The following is a 14895-nucleotide window of genomic DNA, read 5'->3' on the forward strand; positions in this document are numbered from 1 at the left end:
TCCCACTTGAAGGGCGCATAACCGAGGCGTGGCAGTTCGTCAAAAGGCCTTGTGTCAACACCAGGTAAAAATGGGAGGGCACAGCGGGGGGGCTACTCCCAATGAGCAGTAACCTTGCCAAGCCCTGCCGATGCGGCGACAAGACCGCCGATGTCGACCGGCAACCCAGCTCCTGTAATCGCGCTTGTCGACGACGACCGCAATATCCTGACGTCGGTGTCGATCGCGCTGCAGGCCGAGGGCTTTACGGTGCGGATGTATTCGGATGGCGATACGGCGTTGAAGGCGTTGACCGAAAACCCGCCCGACCTCGCGGTGCTCGATATCAAGATGCCGCGCATGGACGGCATGGAAGTGCTGCGCCGGCTGCGCGAAAAGTCGCAGGTGCCGGTGATCTTCCTGACGTCGAAGGATACCGAGATCGACGAGGCGCTGGGGCTGGCGATGGGCGCCGATGACTATATCGGCAAGCCGTTCAGCCAGCGGCTGTTGATCGAGCGGATTCGCGCCGTGCTGCGCCGGGCGGCAAACCGCAACGCGCCGGCCGATGCGCCGCCCGGGGATGAGCCGGCGGCCGAGCCGATCATCCGCGGCCGGCTGGTGATGGACCCGGCGCGGCACCGGGTGACCTGGGATGCCGGCGAGGGGCGGCGCGGCGATGTCGCGTTGACGGTGACCGAGTTCATGATCCTGGAGACGCTGGCGAGCCGGCCGGGGTTCGTCAAATCGCGCGACCAGTTGATGGATGCGGCGTATCAGGACGACGTCTATGTCGACGACCGGACGATCGATTCGCATATCAAGCGGCTGCGCAAGAAATTTCGCGCGGTCGATCATGATTTCAAGGGGATAGAGACCCTTTACGGTGTCGGATATCGCTTTAACGAGGAATGATAACCACCGGCGGCGGCAAGCCGCCGAGGTCGAGGACTGGCGCCGGGGGCTGGGCTTTGGCTCGCTGCGGGCGCGGATCTTTGCCGTCAATATCTTTGCCGTCATCGTGCTGGCGCTGTTGCTGCTGTATATCGACACGGTGCGCGCCCGGCTGATCGAGGATCGCAGCACCGAGCTGGCGATCCAGGCAATCACCATTGCCGGGTTCGTCGGCGACTTGCCCGCTGCGAGCCGGGCGGGAATCATCGAGCGTCGGGACTTTCCGCGCGGCACGCGGTTGCGGCTTTATGCGGATGACGGCGGCGTGATTGCCGACAATTGGCGGCGGGCCAAGCACCGGTTCAAGCTCGACGGGCCGGAGACGCAGACGTGGCGGCGGCGGTCGGCGCGCTTCATTGATCGCGCCCTCGAGGATGTCAGCTCGTTCAAGCCGATCCCGGTGTATGTCGAGGCAGCGCGTGACACCGCGGCGCAATGGGAGGAGACGCGGGCAGCGGGCCTGATGCAGTCGCCCCAGACGCGATTGCGGCGGGCCGACGACGGCAATTTCGTGATTTCGGCAGCGGCCCCGGTGGTTGGCGGCGGCGTCATCCACCTGACCGACAGCGCCGCCGACCTGACGCGGTTGCTGCGCGCCGAGCGGCTGACCTCGTTCTGGCTGCTGCTGGCGGTGACCGGGCTGACGCTGCTGCTGTCGTCGTACCTGGCGCGGACGATCGTGCGGCCGCTGCGGATGCTGGCGATTGCGGCGCACCGGGTCCGGCTGGGGCGGTCGCGCGAGGTGATCGTGCCGCGGTTGCCCGACCGGCGCGACGAGATCGGGGCGCTGGCCCGCGCCGTGTCGGACATGTCGATCGCGCTGCGCGACCGGATCGACGCGACGGAAGCCTTTGCGGCGGACGTGGCGCATGAGTTGAAGAACCCGCTGGCGTCGCTGCGGTCCGCTGTCGATACGCTCGATGCGGTCGAGCAGCCCGATTTGCGTGCGCGCCTGCTGGCGGTGATCCGCGACGACGTCGGGCGGCTCGATCGGCTGATAACCGATATTTCCGACGCCAGCCGGCTCGATGCCGAGCTTTCGCGGACGCGATTCGGGCGAGTCGACGCGGGGGCGCTGGCGGCCGGGTTGGTCGCGGCGTACCGGGTGGCGGGGCTGCCGGCGGGGCTGTCGATCGAGTATCTGCCGCCGAGCGCCGGGGCAGCGAAGGTGCAGGGCGATCCGGCGCGGCTGGCGCAGGTGCTGCGCAACCTGATCGACAACGCAATCTCGTTTTCGCCGAACCCCGGCCTGGTGGTGGTCAGTGCCGAGACGGCGCCGGGGCGGGTGCGGCTGCGGGTCGAGGACGAGGGGCCGGGGGTGCCGCCGGAGAACCGCGCCGACGTGTTCAAGCGGTTTTACTCGCAGCGGCCCGACGGGGAGGATTACGGGCGGCATTCGGGGCTGGGGCTGTCGATCGCCGGGGCCATCGTCGAGGCGCATGGCGGCAGCATCCGGGTCGATGACCGGCTGCCGCACGGCGCCTGCTTCACTGTCGACCTGCCGGCGGACTGATGTTGCCGCCGACCATCCATGCGACCGCGGTGGCGCTGGGCGGGCGCGCGGTGCTGCTGCTCGGGCCGCCGGGGAGCGGCAAGTCCGACCTGGCGCTGCGGCTGGTCGATCGCGGCTGGCGGCTGGTGGCGGACGACCGGGTGATTCTGACGCGGACGGGGGACGAGCTGTTGGCGGCGGTACCGGAGACGATCGCCGACATGATCGAAGTGCGCGGGATCGGAGTGGTGCCGCTGGCGACGGCGCCGGCGGTGGTCGCGCTGGCGATCGACCTTGACGCCCAGCCGGAGCGGCTGCCGGAGCCGGCCACCACCGACTATCTTGGGCTGGCGATCCCGTTGATCGGGCTGGATCCTTTCGGGGTATCGGCAGTGCAGAAGGTCGAACTGGCTTTGCGCCATCTCGGACTCCAAGCTAGACCTGCCGCTGTGCCGCCCGACTCAGCCCCTTCCCTTGCTCCAGCGATTGCGGCGCCGCCGCTGCTGATTGTCACCGGCATGTCGGGGGCCGGCAAGTCGACGGCACTCAAGGCATTGGAAGACCTGGATTATGAAGCGGTCGACAATCTGCCGCTGGGGCTGGTCGAGACGCTGCTGAATTCGGCGGAAGACAGCGCGCCGCCGCGGCCGCTGGCGTTCGGCATCGATACGCGGACGCGGGCGTTCGACGCCGAGGCGCTGGTGACGCGGCTGCGGAGCCTGCGCGCCGAGGGGACCGACATCCACCTGATGTATCTCGATTGCGCCGACGACGAGCTGGTGCGGCGGTTTTCGGAGACGCGGCGGCGGCATCCGCTGGCGGCGGATCGCCCGGCAGCCGATGGCGTGGCGCGCGAGCGCGAATTGACGGCGCCGCTGAAGCGCTGGGCCGACCTGGTCATCGACACGACCGACCTTTCGGTGAGCGACCTGCGCCGGCGGATCGCCGAGCGACTTGGCAGTGGCGGCCAGCATCCGCTGACGGTGACGATCCAGTCGTTCGGGTTCGCGCATGGCCTGCCGCGCAATGCCGACCTGGTATTCGACATGCGGTTTCTCGCCAATCCGCACTGGGACGTGGCGCTGCGGCCGTTGACCGGCGAGGACGAGAGGGTTGCCGAATTCGTCGCCGCCGACCCGGCCTATGGCCCGGCGCTCGACCGGATCGAGGATTTGTTGCTGACATTGCTGCCCGGCTATGGCCGCGAAGGGAAAGCGTATCTGACCATCGCCATCGGCTGTACCGGCGGGCGGCACCGCAGCGTGGCGGTTTCGCGGGCGTTGCAGGCGCGATTGGAGGCAGCGGGGCACGCGCCGGCATTGGTGCACCGCGATGTCGCCAGCCATGGTAATGATGCTGCCATATTGACAGCGGTGCCCGGAACGGGTGAGCAGGGCGCCGCATGATTGGTCTCGTCCTCGTTACCCATGGCCGCCTGGCCGCCGAATTCCGCGCCGCGACCGAACATGTCGTCGGGCCGCAGGAAAGATGCGAAGTGATTTGCATCGCCGCCGACGACGACATGGAGGTGCGGCGCGCCGATATCGCCGCCGCGATCGGGCGCACCGATGTCGGCCAGGGCGTCATCATGCTGACCGACATGTTCGGCGGCACGCCGTCGAACCTGGCGATCTCGCTGATGGGGCCGAGCGTTGAAGTCATCGCCGGGGTGAATTTGCCGATGCTGATCAAGCTGGCGAGCGTGCGCAAGACGCTGCCGCTGGCGGCGGCGGTCGAGGCGGCGCAGCAGGCCGGGCGCAAATATATCGCGGTGGCGTCGAAGATGCTGGGCGAAGCGGCCTGATGCAGACGGTCGGGCCGGTTACCGTGCCGATTACCAACAAGCGCGGGCTGCATGCGCGGGCGAGTGCGAAGTTCGTCACCATTGCCAGCGGTTTCGACGCCGATGTGACGGTGAGCCATGACGGCGGCAGCGTGACGGGCACCTCGATCATGGGTCTGATGATGCTGGCGGCGGGGATCGGCGACAGTATCGAGATCAGCGCCACCGGGCCGGATGCCGAGGCGGCAGTGACCCGGTTGCAGGGGCTGGTGCTCGACAAGTTCGGCGAGGACTAGGTCGCAGCGACCGCTAGCATCGCGCAGAAAATAATCATTGCGACATTTCCCCGTGGTATATCGTCTGCTAGACGATTGTTTCGGGTCCGGCCGACTGGCTGCCCGGATAAAGGGACCGATGATCGCCGTGCCGCTTGCCATGGCCTTGCTCGGGCTGGCGGCGTGTTCGAACAATAATTATGCCGATGTCGTGCGCTTTCACAACAGTGCGCCGATTTCGCGCGGCACGCTGGCTGTCGTCGCGTCCGATCCGTTGGTCCAGCAGAGCCTCGAATTCCGTACTCATGCCGAGACTGTCGCTATCGAGATGCGCCGGATCGGCTACACCACCGGGCTGCCGGCCAGCCAGACGCAATATGTCGCCACCATCGACATCAGCCAGGCCGATGCGATGGGCAATGTCACCCGCCCCGGGGTGACCGTCGGCGCCGGCATCGGGCTGCCGATCGGCAGTAATTCCGGCCTTGGCGCCAATGTCTCGGTGCCTGTCGGCAGGGGCAGCCGCCGCAACCCGAACATGCGATCGACGACGCTGGCGGTGCAGATCCGCCGCAATGCCGACCAGGCGATCATCTGGGAAGGCCGCGCCGTCAAGGAAGCCCGCGTCGGCGAACCCGGCGCCACCGCAACCGGCGCCGTGCCACAGCTTGCCAACGCGCTGTTCCGCGAATTCCCCGGCACGCCGGGCGTGACGACGCAGGTTCGCCTCAACTAGTTGCGATGGGGGTCTGCGGCGGCGGCCCCCCTACCATTCGAGAACGATCTTGCCGAAGTGGGCGGCGGACGCCTGTAGCCGGAAAGCATCGCCGATCTTTTCGAGCGCGAAGCTCGAATCGATCACCGGCTTGATGCCGTTGGCGTCGATGGCGCGGATCATCGCGGTCTGGTGTTCGCGGCTGCCGACGGTGATCCCGTTGACCTTGATATTGCCCGACATGATCGCCGCCGTGGCGACATTGCCTGCGAGCCCCGCCAGCACGCCGATCATGGCGATGTTGCCGTTGAGGCGCGTTGCCGCAATCGACTGGGTTAAGGTGCCGGCACCGCCGATCTCGACGACATGATCGACGCCGCGGCCGCCGGTCAGCTTGCGCGCCGTCATGCCCCAGGCTTCGTCCTGCTTGTAGTTGATGAGGTGGTCGGCCCCCAGCGCGCGCAGCTTTTCCAGCTTGGCGTCGGATGACGAGGTGGCGATGACGTTGGCGCCGGCGGCCTTGGCGAACTGCAGGGCGAAGACCGAGACGCCGCCGCTGCCCTGGACCAGCACGGTCTCGCCGGGTTGCAGGCTGGCTTCGACGAACAGTCCGCGCCATGCCGTCAGCGCGGCGCAGGTGAGGGTCGCTGCCTCGGCGTGGGTGTAGCCGGCAGGCGCCTTAGTGAACGAGGTTGCGGGCGCGACGACTTCCTCGCGGGCATAGCCGTCGTTGCGGTCGCCCGGCACCCGCTGCATGCCGGCGATCGTCGGCTGGCCGGCCAGCCAGAGCGGGAAGAAGGTGCTGACGACATGGTCGCCGGCAGCGAATTCGGTAACGTTCTCGCCGACCGCGACGACGATGCCGGCGCCGTCCGACATCGGGATGCGGCCGTCAGGGGTCGGGATGCCGCCAAGGACGACGATATAATCATGGTAATTGAGCGAGCTGGCGTGGAGGCGGACGTGAATGTCGCCGGGACCCATCGGCGCCAGTTCGGAGGTGCCGACGTAAAGATTATCGATCCCGCCGGGCTTTTTCAGTTGGATGGCGCGCATGGGAACAGGCCTTTCAGGATCGATGATGCTGACGACCTACACGGGCTCGCGGCGCGCGCCTTCCCCTCGGAAGCGTCAGGCCCCTCGGAGAAGCAACTGCGTCCCGGGTCAAGCCCGGGATGACAGTCTGGGTAAATGCGCTTGCTGTCGTCAGGCCCCGATGCGCAGCACGATCTTGCCGACATGGGTGCCGGCCTCCATCCGCCGATGGGCGTCGGCAGCGTCGGCAAGCGCGAACACCTTGTCGGTTACCGGGGTGAGGCGGCCGGATTCGAATTCGGGCCAGATGGCGCGTTCGAGGACTTCGGCGATGGCGGTCTTGAAGGCGATCGAGCGCGGGCGGAGCATCGAGCCGGTCATCACCAGCCGCTTGCGCATGATCGCGGTCAGGTCGAGATCGGCCTTGGCGCCGCGCTGGAAAGCGATCGAGACGTGGCGGCCGTCGTCGGCGAGGCATTTGAGATTGCGCGGGATATAGTCGCCGCCGACCATGTCGAGGACGATATCGACGCCGCGACCGTTGGTGATCGCGGCGACTTCGGCGGCGAAATCCTGGGCGTTGTAGTCGATCGCGTGCGCGGCCCCGAGCGCCAGTGCCGCCGCGCATTTCGCCGCGCTGCCGGCCGTGACGATAACCGTCAGACCGAGTGCGATGCCGAGTTGGATCGCGGTGACGCCGATGCCGCTGGTGCCACCGTGAACGAGCATCGTTTCGCCGCGCACGGCACCGCCGCGATCGACGACGTTCGACCAGACGGTGAACCAGGTTTCGGGAAGGCCGGCGGCGTCGGTCATCGCCATGCCTTTGGGAACGGCGAGGCATTGCCCGGCCGGGGCGGTGCAATATTCGGCATAGCCGCCGCCGGCGACGAGCGCACAGACTGCATCGCCGATTTGCCAGCGGGTGACGTCGCCCGCAACCGCGACGATCGTGCCGGCGATCTCGAGGCCGGGAATCGTCGGCACGCCGGGCGGCATCGGGTAGAGGCCGAGGCGTTGCAGTACGTCGGGGCGGTTGACCCCGGCGGCAGCGACCTTGACGAGGACTTCGCCGGCGCCGGGCTGCGGCACCGGTCGCTGGGCGGTCACCAGCACTTCCGGGCCTCCCGGCGCTGCAGGGTCGATCGCCGTCATGGTGCTGGGAATGGACATGCGGGGATATTGACTCGGGCGCGCGCCGGGTCAACGATTTCTGCCATGTTCGACGAACCAGAACCGCCGCGCCGCAAATCCGACCGCCTCGCCGAGCTGGAGGCCGAGGACCTCGACAAGCTGTCGATCGGGGAGCTCGATGGCCGCATCGACGCGCTCGAGGCCGAACTCAAGCGCACCCGCGAGAAGCGGCAGGGGGCGGCCAGCTTTCGCGCCGCAGCCGATAATCTGTTCAGAAAATAGAGTTTTTCATGACCCAGGACGCAGCCCTCGGCACCCATAGTCACGCCGCCGACCCGCGCAACGAGACGATCCTGATCAGCGTCAACGGCGTGCTCAAGCCGCGCGCCGAGGCGATGGTGTCGGTGTTCGATTCGGGCTTCATGCTGGGCGATGGGGTGTGGGAGGGCTTGCGCGTCCATGCGGGACGGATTGCGTTTCTCGACCAGCATCTCGACCGGCTGTGGGAGGGTGCCAAGGCGATCTTCATGGACCTGGGGGTGAAGCGGGGCGAGCTAGAGCAGCGGTTGTACGATGTCATCGACGCCAACCGAATGGACGCCTGCCATATCAGGTTGATGGTGACGCGGGGCCTGCGGTCGACGCCGTACCAGGACCCGCGCGTCGTCGTGTCGCCGGCGACGATCGTCATCATCGCCGAGCACAAGGACCCGTTGCCGGTGACGACCGAGCGCGGCATTACGCTGTTTACCGTCCATGTCCGGCGGGGTTATCCCGATGTGCAGGACCCCAAGCTCAACTCGCATTCGAAGCTGAATTGCATCACCGCGTGCATCCAGGCGACACAGGCGGGGGCGGACGAGGGGCTCATGCTCGATCCGCATGGTTTTGTCGCGACGTGCAATTCGACGCACTTCTTCATCGTCCGCAAGGGCGAGGTGTGGACGTCGTCGGGGGATTATTGCCTCGATGGGATCACCCGGCGGAATGTGGTGAATTTGTGCAAGGCCAATGGCATACCGGTGTTCGAGCGGAATTTTTCGCTGACCGATGTCTATGGCGCCGACGAGGCGTTCGTCACCGGGACATTTGCCGGCGTGGTGCCGGTGCGGACGATCGATGGCCGGATGCTGACCAAGGGTCGCGGGCCGATGGTGGAGCGGCTGCAGGGGCTTTATCGGGCGCATATCCTGGCCGACACGGCGGCGCGTTCCCGGCCGTGACATTTCCCATCGCCCCGCTTCGTATCGCAATGTGGTCGGGGCCGCGTAACTTGTCGACGGCGATGATGCGCAGCTTCGGGGCGCGCGCCGATACGGTTGTCAGCGACGAACCGTTCTATGGGGCCTATCTGAAGCACACCGGCGAGGACCAGCCGATGAAGGAAGCTGTCATCGCGTCGATGGACTGCGACTGGCACAACGTCGCCCAAGCACTGTCGGGGCCTGCGCCGGCGCCGATCTGGTACCAGAAGCACATGGCGCACCACATGGTGGGGCCGGTGGATTTCGCCGATTTGTCGGGCTTCCGCCATGCCTTTCTCATCCGCGCGCCGGAACGTGTCATCGCCAGCTATGCCGCCAAGCGGGTGACGGTGACGGCGGCCGATCTGGGTTATGCCCGCCAGCGCGACTGGTTCGACCGCGAGGCCGAGCGGCTCGGCCAGGCCCCGGCGGTCGTCGATTCGGCCGATGTGCTCGGCGATCCCCGGGCCGTGCTGGCGGCGCTTTGTGCGGCGCTGGGCATCGGCTTCGATCCGGCGATGCTGCATTGGGCGCCGGGGCCGCGCCAGAGTGACGGGGTCTGGGCCAGCCACTGGTATGGGCGTGTACTCGAATCGACCGGATTTGAAGCCGGCGAGGGGCCGGCGCCGGTGCTCGATGCCGCCGCTGAAAAGGTTCGCGATGCGTGCCGGCCGCATTACGACTATCTTGCCGGCCATCGTCTCCGGGCTGGCTGAAGTTTTCCTGTCCGCCGCCCAACCAATGCCGTGTTCCCTCCCTGTCGATCGGGGCCTACACACCGATATCCGCCAAAAAAGGACCTGAACCATGGCAAAGACAGCGATCATCATCGGCGCCTCGCGCGGCCTCGGACTCGGCTTGGCGAAGGCGTTGAGCAGCCGCGGCTGGCAGGTCACCGCCACTTCACGCGGCGAGGCGCCCGACCTTGCCGCCGCGATTGCCGCGAGTGGTGGCAGCATTACGCCGGCGACGGTCGATATCGATAGTGACGACAGCATCGCGGCGCTCGATGGCGCGCTCGGCAGCGCGCGGTTCGACCTGGTCTTCGTCAACGCCGGGGTCATGGGACCGGCGCACGGCTCCGTGGCGCAAGTGACGCCGGCCGAAATGGGGGCGCTGCTGCACACCAATGCCGTCGCGCCGATCCGCGTCGCCAACCGGTTGCGCGGGCGGATCGCCGATGGCGGCACGCTCGCCTTCATGTCGTCGATCCTGGGCTCGGTCGGCGGCAATACCGGGGGCGGCTATGACCTGTATCGGGCGAGCAAGGCGGCGCTCAACACGCTGACGCGCGGTTTTGTGGCGACGGTGCTCAAGGACAAGCCGATCAGCGTGCTGACGCTGCATCCCGGCTGGGTTCGTACTGCAATGGGCGGGCCGACGGCATCATTGTCGGTCGAGGAAAGCGTCGCCGGACTGGTCGAGGTCATCGAGGCCAACACCGCGCCGGGGCATCTCTATCTCGACTATAGCGGCGCCAGCATTCCTTGGTGATCCCCGGCCACAAACGCGAGGTTGCTCGCGGTTGACGTTTGCGTAAAGTCGGCCCCGCAAGATTCTGGGGAGTGAATCCGTGAACTTCGATTTTTCCGACGACGCCAAGGCGCTGGGCGAACAGGCGCGCAAGCTGTTCGCCGACAAGGCGGGGACGACGGCTGCGCGCGCCGCTATGGCGCCAGGCGCGCCGGCATTCGACGCGGCGTTGTGGGCCGAAGTCGCCAACCTCGGCTGGACCGCAGCGCGGGTGCCCGAGGCGCATGGCGGCCTTGGGCTGACCGCCGAGGAATCGTGCATGCTGGCCGAAGCCGCGGGCGCGCACCTGGCCGTTGTGCCGCTCGTTTCGGTGCTGCTGGCGACGGAGGCTTTGCTGCTGGCCGGCACCGAGGCGCAGCAGGCGAAGTGGTTGCCGGGCATTGCCGATGGCAGCGTTATCGCGGTTCCGGCATGGAATGAGCCGGGCGCGGTTAATCCTGGTGTGCTGGCGGTTTCGGCTTCGGGGAACGCGCTTTCGGGCGTGAAGTCGCCGGTGCCGGACCTGCCGGGTGCGCATCTGGCGATCGTTGCGGCGGCTGGGCCGGATGGTCCGTCGCTGTGGCTGGTCGACTTGGCCGGGGCCAATGTCGAGACTGTCGAGACGCTCGATCTGGTGCGCCGCCATGGGCGGTTGACGCTGTCGAATACTGCCGCCGAACCGCTTGGCGACGCCTCCCATTACCAGCAATGGCTCGACCGTGCCGCCGTCATCCTCGCTTGGGAAGCCATCGGCACGGCGTCGTCGGCTATGAACATGACGGTCGAATATGCCAAGACCCGCGTGGCCTTCGGCCAGACCATCGGGCGCTACCAGGGCGTCAAGCACAAGTGCGCCGACATGTTCATCAAGATCGAGCTGGCGCGCGCGCATGCGCTCCACGGTGTTGCGATGATCGGTTCGGATGGGCCGGAATTGCGGCAGGCGGCGGCGGCGGCGCGGGTCGCCAGCATCGATGCGGCGACTTACTGCGGCGAGGAAGCTGTGCAGTTGCACGGCGGCATCGGCTTTACCTGGGAGAGCGATTGCCAGTTCTATTATCGCCGGGCGCGGGCCATTTCGGCGTCGCTTTCGGGACGGGTTTGGTGGGCCGACCGGCTTGTCCGCGCGCTCGAGCTGCGTAACCGCGCCGCAGCGTAAATCGCGAATATTCGGGGCAAGCTCCCCGCCAGATCAGAGGATTGAACCATGGATTTCAACGATACCGCCGCCGAAGCCGAATATCGCGCCACCACGCGCGCCTGGCTGGAGGAGAATGCCGCCGAATATCGTGATCCGCCCACGGTGCCGTGGAAGCTGGACGAGTTTATCCGGCATTCCAAGGCCTGGCAGGCGAAGAAGTTCGCTGCGGGTTATACCGGGATCACCTGGCCGAAGGCGGTCGGTGGGCAGGGCCTGGGGCCGATGCAGTCGATCATCTATGGGCAGGAGGAAAGCCGTTTCCATGCGCCGTCGGGGCTGTATTCGATCGGGCTGGGCATGTGCATTCCGACGGTGTTTACCCATGGCTATCCCGAAGTCGCGGCGCGTTATGTGCCCAAGGCTTTGGTCGGCGAGGAAGTCTGGTGCCAGCTGTTTTCCGAGCCGGCCGCCGGTTCCGATCTGGCGGGCATCCGCACCAAGGCGGTCAAGGACGGCGACGAATGGGTCATCGACGGCCAGAAGGTGTGGACGAGCTTTGCCCATGCCAGCGACTATGGCATCGTTGTTTGCCGGACCGACCCGTCGAAGCCCAAGCACAAGGGCCTGACGATGTTCATCGTCGACATGAAGTCGCCGGGCGTCGAGGTCCGCGGCATCAAGCAGATGTCGGGCGGATCGGACTTTAACGAGGTGTTCTTCACCGGCGTGCGCGTTCCCGATGCATGGCGGCTGGGCGCCGAGGGCGAGGGCTGGAAGGTCGCGTTGACGACGCTGATGCACGAGCGGCTGGCGGTCGGCGGCAAGCCGCGCCATGCGCCGGGCTATGCGACGCTGATCAAGCTCGCCCGCGGTGTGGAATCGCCGAATGGCGGCCCGGCGATCGAGGCCGGTGACGTGCGCCAGCGCATCGCCGCGAGCTATATCAACGACGAGGGCATCAAGCTGACGCAGATGCGCGCGCTGTCGGCTTTGTCGAAGGGGCAGATGCCCGGGCCGGAACAGTCGATTTCAAAGGTCGTCGTTGCCAAGACGATGCAGGAAATGGCAGCGTTCGCCCTCGATTTGGCCGGCGGCGACGGGTTCGTTACGGAGGGGAATGATCCGGAATTGGCCAAGTTGCAGGGCAGCTATCTCGGTGCGGCTGGGCTGCGGATTGCCGGCGGTACCGACGAGATCCTGCGCAACATCATCGCCGAGCGGGTGCTGGGGCTGCCCGGCGACATGCGGCCTGACAAGGATTTGCCCTTCAACGCTGCTGCTTGATTGGCGGAGAAGAAACTGGGTCCCGGGTCGAGCCCGGGATGACAGGCTGGCGTGATCCTTAGCCGCTGCGGACCTGGCGGAAGGGCATGTCGCGGTCGACTTCGGGTTCCTTGGGCAGGCCGAGGACGCGTTCGCCGATAATGTTGCGCTGGATTTGGTCGGTGCCGCCGCCGATCGAGGTGAAATAGGCGTTAAGGGTCAGGAAGTTGGCGTCCTCGGCGCGCGGGAATTGCGGGCCTTCGAGCAGGCTGGCGGCGCCGAGGATCGAGGTGCGTAGCCGGGCTTCCTCGTGGAGGATGCGCGACATCGCCAGCTTGCCGAGCGACATGATCGCCGACGAGCTGCCCTGTGCCAGGTCGGCCTTGGCACGGGCATTGTTGAGGCCGTTGAGCGTGCGCAATGCCGTGACGCGGGCGATGTCCTGGCGGATCAGCGGGTCGCCGAGGGTGCCGGCTTCGCGGGCCAGCCCGATCATGTCGCCGGTGCTGCCCCCTGCCCCGCTGCGCGGACCACGGGCGCGGTCGCCCATCAGCGAGCGTTCATAGGCCAGTGCGGTCTGCAGCACTTCCCAGCCCTGCGTCGGCGTGCCGAGGAGGTTGGCGGCGGGGACAGTGGCGTCGGTGATGAAGACCTCGTTGAAATGGGCCTCGTCGGTGATCTGGCGCAGCGGGCGCACGTCGATACCGGGCTGCTTCATCGGCAGGAAGAAAAAGCCAATGCCCTTGTGCTTGGGCACGTCCCAATCGGTGCGGGCGATGAGCATGCCGTAGTCGGCGTCGGCGGCGCTCGAGGTCCAGACTTTCTGGCCGTTGACGACGAAATGGTCACCGTGGCTGTCGGCGCGGGTGCGGATGCCGGCGAGGTCGGACCCTGCTCCGGGCTCGCTGTACAACAGGCACATCTTGACCTCGTCGCGGAGCAGCGCCGGCACGATCTTGGCTTTAAATTCGGGCGTTGCGTAGGCGAGCGCGGTGTTGGCCCAGAGGTTGCTGCGATCCTGCCCGGTGCCATGCGCGCCGACGGCCTTGAACTCGCGTTCGACCAGCCGGGCCTGGGCGTCGCCGAGGCCGCGGCCGAACCATTCGGTGGGCCAGCGCGGCACGGCCCAGCGCGCCTCGACGACTTTGCCGAGCCATTCGGGGTCGTGCTTGCGCCCCTGATCCCAATTGACCGCCAGCCATTCGCGGACTTCGGCGACGAGTTCGGCGTCGGTGGGGTTGATGCTCATGACTGGCGCTCCAGGTGCTGGACATAGCGTTCGCGGTGGTAGTTCGAGTTGCCGAAAAGTTGCGCATCGGCACGGGCGCGGCGGAGGTAGAGATGCGCCGGGTGATCCCAGGTGAAGGCGATGCCGCCGTGCATCTGGATGCTGGTGGCGGTGGTGGTCACGAATGCATCGGCGCAGGCGAAGGCTGCGAGGCTGATCGCGGCGGCGGCGTCCGGGGTGTTTTCGGCGAGGCAACGCGCGGCGTGGCGGGCGGCGGAGGTTGCGGATTCGGTCTCGAGCAGCAGGTCGGTGGCCATGTGCTTGATGGCCTGGAAGCTGCCGATGGCGCGGCCGAACTGGACGCGCGACTTGGCATAGGCGACGGTCATGTCGAGGACCGCGCGGGCGCCGCCGGCCTGTTCGCCGGCCAGCGCCACCAGGGCAAGGTCCATGGCTTCCTGGACAGCCTCCCACGCCGGGCGGTTGCTGGCGAGGACGCGCGCCGGCACCCCAGAAAAGTTGATGCGGGCGAGGCGCAGCGTGTGGTCGAAGGTCGGCAGGGCGGCAACGGCGACGCCGGCTGTCGAGGGTTCGACTTCGAAGATGGCGGTGCCGTCAGGGGTGTCGGCGACGACTAGCAGGACGTCAGCGAGCTGGCCGTGGGTGACATAGGAGGCGGTGCCATCGAGCGTCCAGTCCTCGCCGGAGCGGGTGGCGGTAACGCCGACGCCGGCCTCGGTCCAGGTGCCGGTGGTGCCGGTGATGGCGACGGTGGCGATGCGCGAGCCGTCGGCAATGGCGGGCAGCAGGCGCGCCGCGGCCTCGGCATTGCCCAGCCCCTGCAGCAGGCCGACAGCGAGGATTCCGGTCGACAGCAATGGCGAGCAGAGCAGCGCTGCGCCTGCTTCCTCCATCACCATCTCGATCTCGATCGGGCCGCCGCCGCCGCCGCCATGGGCCTCGCCCACCAGCAGCCCGGTGATGCCCATGTCGGTAAGCCGGCGCCACAAGGCCGGGTCATGGCCGCTGTCGGTGATCATCGTGCGGCGGACATCCGCCTCGCTGCCATGGTCCTGCAACAGCCGCCGCAACGCCTCGCGAAGAGCGCCGCGATCGTCGGACGTGAATTCAGCCATTTAC

Annotated in this window: 16 protein-coding genes; 12 read left to right on the forward strand and 4 right to left on the reverse strand. The window is 67.2% G+C overall.

From position 1 onward, the window contains the following. Positions 1 to 150 precede the first annotated feature (150 nt). From IEW98_RS11265 to IEW98_RS11290, 6 genes are all read left to right on the forward strand, one after another. The gene (locus IEW98_RS11265) at positions 151 to 894 is read left to right on the forward strand and encodes a response regulator transcription factor (RefSeq protein WP_188763050.1); all 744 of its coding nucleotides are present in this window, start codon (positions 151 to 153) and stop codon (positions 892 to 894) included. Next, positions 866 to 2446 carry a sensor histidine kinase gene (locus IEW98_RS11270; RefSeq protein WP_243450710.1) on the forward strand — a complete coding sequence of 527 codons (1581 nt, stop codon included), beginning with the start codon at positions 866 to 868 and terminating at the stop codon, positions 2444 to 2446. Before IEW98_RS11265 ends, IEW98_RS11270 begins: the two co-directional genes overlap by 29 nt. Beyond that, positions 2446 to 3831: an RNase adapter RapZ gene (gene rapZ / locus IEW98_RS11275; protein WP_188763051.1), complete on the forward strand. Its 1386-nt coding sequence runs from the start codon at positions 2446 to 2448 to the stop codon at positions 3829 to 3831. Before IEW98_RS11270 ends, rapZ begins: the two co-directional genes overlap by 1 nt. Next, positions 3828 to 4229: a PTS sugar transporter subunit IIA gene (locus IEW98_RS11280; protein ID WP_188763052.1), complete on the forward strand. Its 402-nt coding sequence runs from the start codon at positions 3828 to 3830 to the stop codon at positions 4227 to 4229. Before rapZ ends, IEW98_RS11280 begins: the two co-directional genes overlap by 4 nt. Next, entirely contained in the window at positions 4229 to 4504 is a 276-nt protein-coding gene (locus IEW98_RS11285) for an HPr family phosphocarrier protein (protein WP_188763053.1), read from the forward strand. The genes IEW98_RS11280 and IEW98_RS11285 overlap by 1 nt, the downstream gene beginning before the upstream one ends. Before the next feature lie 118 nt (positions 4505 to 4622). Next, on the forward strand, positions 4623 to 5219 hold the full coding sequence (locus tag IEW98_RS11290) for a DUF4136 domain-containing protein (RefSeq protein ID WP_188763054.1): 597 nt from the start codon (positions 4623 to 4625) through the stop codon (positions 5217 to 5219). Positions 5220 to 5249: 30 nt separating this feature from the next. On the opposite strand, the gene IEW98_RS11295 is transcribed toward IEW98_RS11290, so the two are convergent. Together IEW98_RS11295 and IEW98_RS11300 are read right to left on the reverse strand one after the other, a co-directional pair. Next, positions 5250 to 6254, reverse strand: coding sequence for a zinc-dependent alcohol dehydrogenase family protein (locus tag IEW98_RS11295; RefSeq protein WP_188763055.1), 1005 nt, complete (start codon positions 6252 to 6254; stop codon positions 5250 to 5252). Positions 6255 to 6404: 150 nt separating this feature from the next. After that, entirely contained in the window at positions 6405 to 7406 is a 1002-nt protein-coding gene (locus IEW98_RS11300; RefSeq protein WP_188763056.1) for an NAD(P)H-quinone oxidoreductase, read from the reverse strand. A gap of 45 nt (positions 7407 to 7451) precedes the next feature. Here IEW98_RS11300 and IEW98_RS11305 point away from each other — a divergent pair, with 45 nt between their 5' ends. The 6 genes from IEW98_RS11305 to IEW98_RS11330 all read left to right on the forward strand — a co-directional run bounded on the left by IEW98_RS11305 (position 7452) and on the right by IEW98_RS11330 (position 12548). Next, the gene (locus IEW98_RS11305) at positions 7452 to 7649 is read left to right on the forward strand and encodes a DUF1192 family protein (protein ID WP_188763057.1); all 198 of its coding nucleotides are present in this window, start codon (positions 7452 to 7454) and stop codon (positions 7647 to 7649) included. 8 nt (positions 7650 to 7657) lie between these two features. Beyond that, positions 7658 to 8590 (forward strand): aminotransferase class IV, encoded by a 933-nt coding sequence (locus IEW98_RS11310; RefSeq protein ID WP_188763058.1) that lies wholly within the window; start codon positions 7658 to 7660, stop codon positions 8588 to 8590. Next, positions 8587 to 9327 carry a sulfotransferase-like domain-containing protein gene (locus IEW98_RS11315; protein WP_243450711.1) on the forward strand — a complete coding sequence of 247 codons (741 nt, stop codon included), beginning with the start codon at positions 8587 to 8589 and terminating at the stop codon, positions 9325 to 9327. The genes IEW98_RS11310 and IEW98_RS11315 overlap by 4 nt, the downstream gene beginning before the upstream one ends. A gap of 91 nt (positions 9328 to 9418) precedes the next feature. Continuing rightward, positions 9419 to 10105, forward strand: coding sequence for an SDR family oxidoreductase (locus tag IEW98_RS11320; protein WP_188763059.1), 687 nt, complete (start codon positions 9419 to 9421; stop codon positions 10103 to 10105). A gap of 79 nt (positions 10106 to 10184) precedes the next feature. Next, positions 10185 to 11282: an acyl-CoA dehydrogenase family protein gene (locus IEW98_RS11325; RefSeq protein ID WP_188763060.1), complete on the forward strand. Its 1098-nt coding sequence runs from the start codon at positions 10185 to 10187 to the stop codon at positions 11280 to 11282. Between the two features lie 48 nt (positions 11283 to 11330). Next, a complete protein-coding gene (locus IEW98_RS11330) occupies positions 11331 to 12548 on the forward strand; it encodes an acyl-CoA dehydrogenase family protein (RefSeq protein ID WP_188763061.1) in 1218 nt (405 codons plus the stop codon). A 58-nt stretch (positions 12549 to 12606) separates the two neighbouring features. Here the strand turns inward: IEW98_RS11330 and IEW98_RS11335 are convergent, their stop codons facing one another. Both IEW98_RS11335 and IEW98_RS11340 read right to left on the reverse strand, forming a co-directional pair. Next, complete coding sequence (locus tag IEW98_RS11335) at positions 12607 to 13776, reverse strand: acyl-CoA dehydrogenase family protein (protein WP_188763062.1); 1170 nt, start codon at positions 13774 to 13776, stop codon at positions 12607 to 12609. Then, positions 13773 to 14891: an acyl-CoA dehydrogenase family protein gene (locus IEW98_RS11340; protein ID WP_188763063.1), complete on the reverse strand. Its 1119-nt coding sequence runs from the start codon at positions 14889 to 14891 to the stop codon at positions 13773 to 13775. Before IEW98_RS11340 ends, IEW98_RS11335 begins: the two co-directional genes overlap by 4 nt. Between the last annotated feature and the right edge of the window lie 4 nt (positions 14892 to 14895).

Source organism: Sandarakinorhabdus glacialis (assembly GCF_014643455.1).
In the GTDB taxonomy this organism is placed as follows: Bacteria; Pseudomonadota; Alphaproteobacteria; order Sphingomonadales; family Sphingomonadaceae; genus Sandarakinorhabdus; species Sandarakinorhabdus glacialis.

What these genes read in the sequence shown, in the direction of transcription:
- IEW98_RS11265 (WP_188763050.1), top strand. Translation starts at nt 151, where the DNA reads ATGTCGACCGGCAACCCAGCTCCTGTAATCGCGCTTGTCGACGACGAC.
- rapZ (WP_188763051.1), top strand. Translation starts at nt 2,446, where the DNA reads ATGTTGCCGCCGACCATCCATGCGACCGCGGTGGCGCTGGGCGGGCGC.
- IEW98_RS11280 (WP_188763052.1), top strand. Translation starts at nt 3,828, where the DNA reads ATGATTGGTCTCGTCCTCGTTACCCATGGCCGCCTGGCCGCCGAATTC.
- IEW98_RS11285 (WP_188763053.1), top strand. Translation starts at nt 4,229, where the DNA reads ATGCAGACGGTCGGGCCGGTTACCGTGCCGATTACCAACAAGCGCGGG.
- IEW98_RS11290 (WP_188763054.1), top strand. Translation starts at nt 4,623, where the DNA reads ATGATCGCCGTGCCGCTTGCCATGGCCTTGCTCGGGCTGGCGGCGTGT.
- IEW98_RS11295 (WP_188763055.1), bottom strand. Translation starts at nt 6,254, where the DNA reads ATGCGCGCCATCCAACTGAAAAAGCCCGGCGGGATCGATAATCTTTAC.
- IEW98_RS11300 (WP_188763056.1), bottom strand. Translation starts at nt 7,406, where the DNA reads ATGTCCATTCCCAGCACCATGACGGCGATCGACCCTGCAGCGCCGGGA.
- IEW98_RS11305 (WP_188763057.1), top strand. Translation starts at nt 7,452, where the DNA reads ATGTTCGACGAACCAGAACCGCCGCGCCGCAAATCCGACCGCCTCGCC.
- IEW98_RS11310 (WP_188763058.1), top strand. Translation starts at nt 7,658, where the DNA reads ATGACCCAGGACGCAGCCCTCGGCACCCATAGTCACGCCGCCGACCCG.
- IEW98_RS11320 (WP_188763059.1), top strand. Translation starts at nt 9,419, where the DNA reads ATGGCAAAGACAGCGATCATCATCGGCGCCTCGCGCGGCCTCGGACTC.
- IEW98_RS11330 (WP_188763061.1), top strand. Translation starts at nt 11,331, where the DNA reads ATGGATTTCAACGATACCGCCGCCGAAGCCGAATATCGCGCCACCACG.
- IEW98_RS11335 (WP_188763062.1), bottom strand. Translation starts at nt 13,776, where the DNA reads ATGAGCATCAACCCCACCGACGCCGAACTCGTCGCCGAAGTCCGCGAA.
- IEW98_RS11340 (WP_188763063.1), bottom strand. Translation starts at nt 14,891, where the DNA reads ATGGCTGAATTCACGTCCGACGATCGCGGCGCTCTTCGCGAGGCGTTG.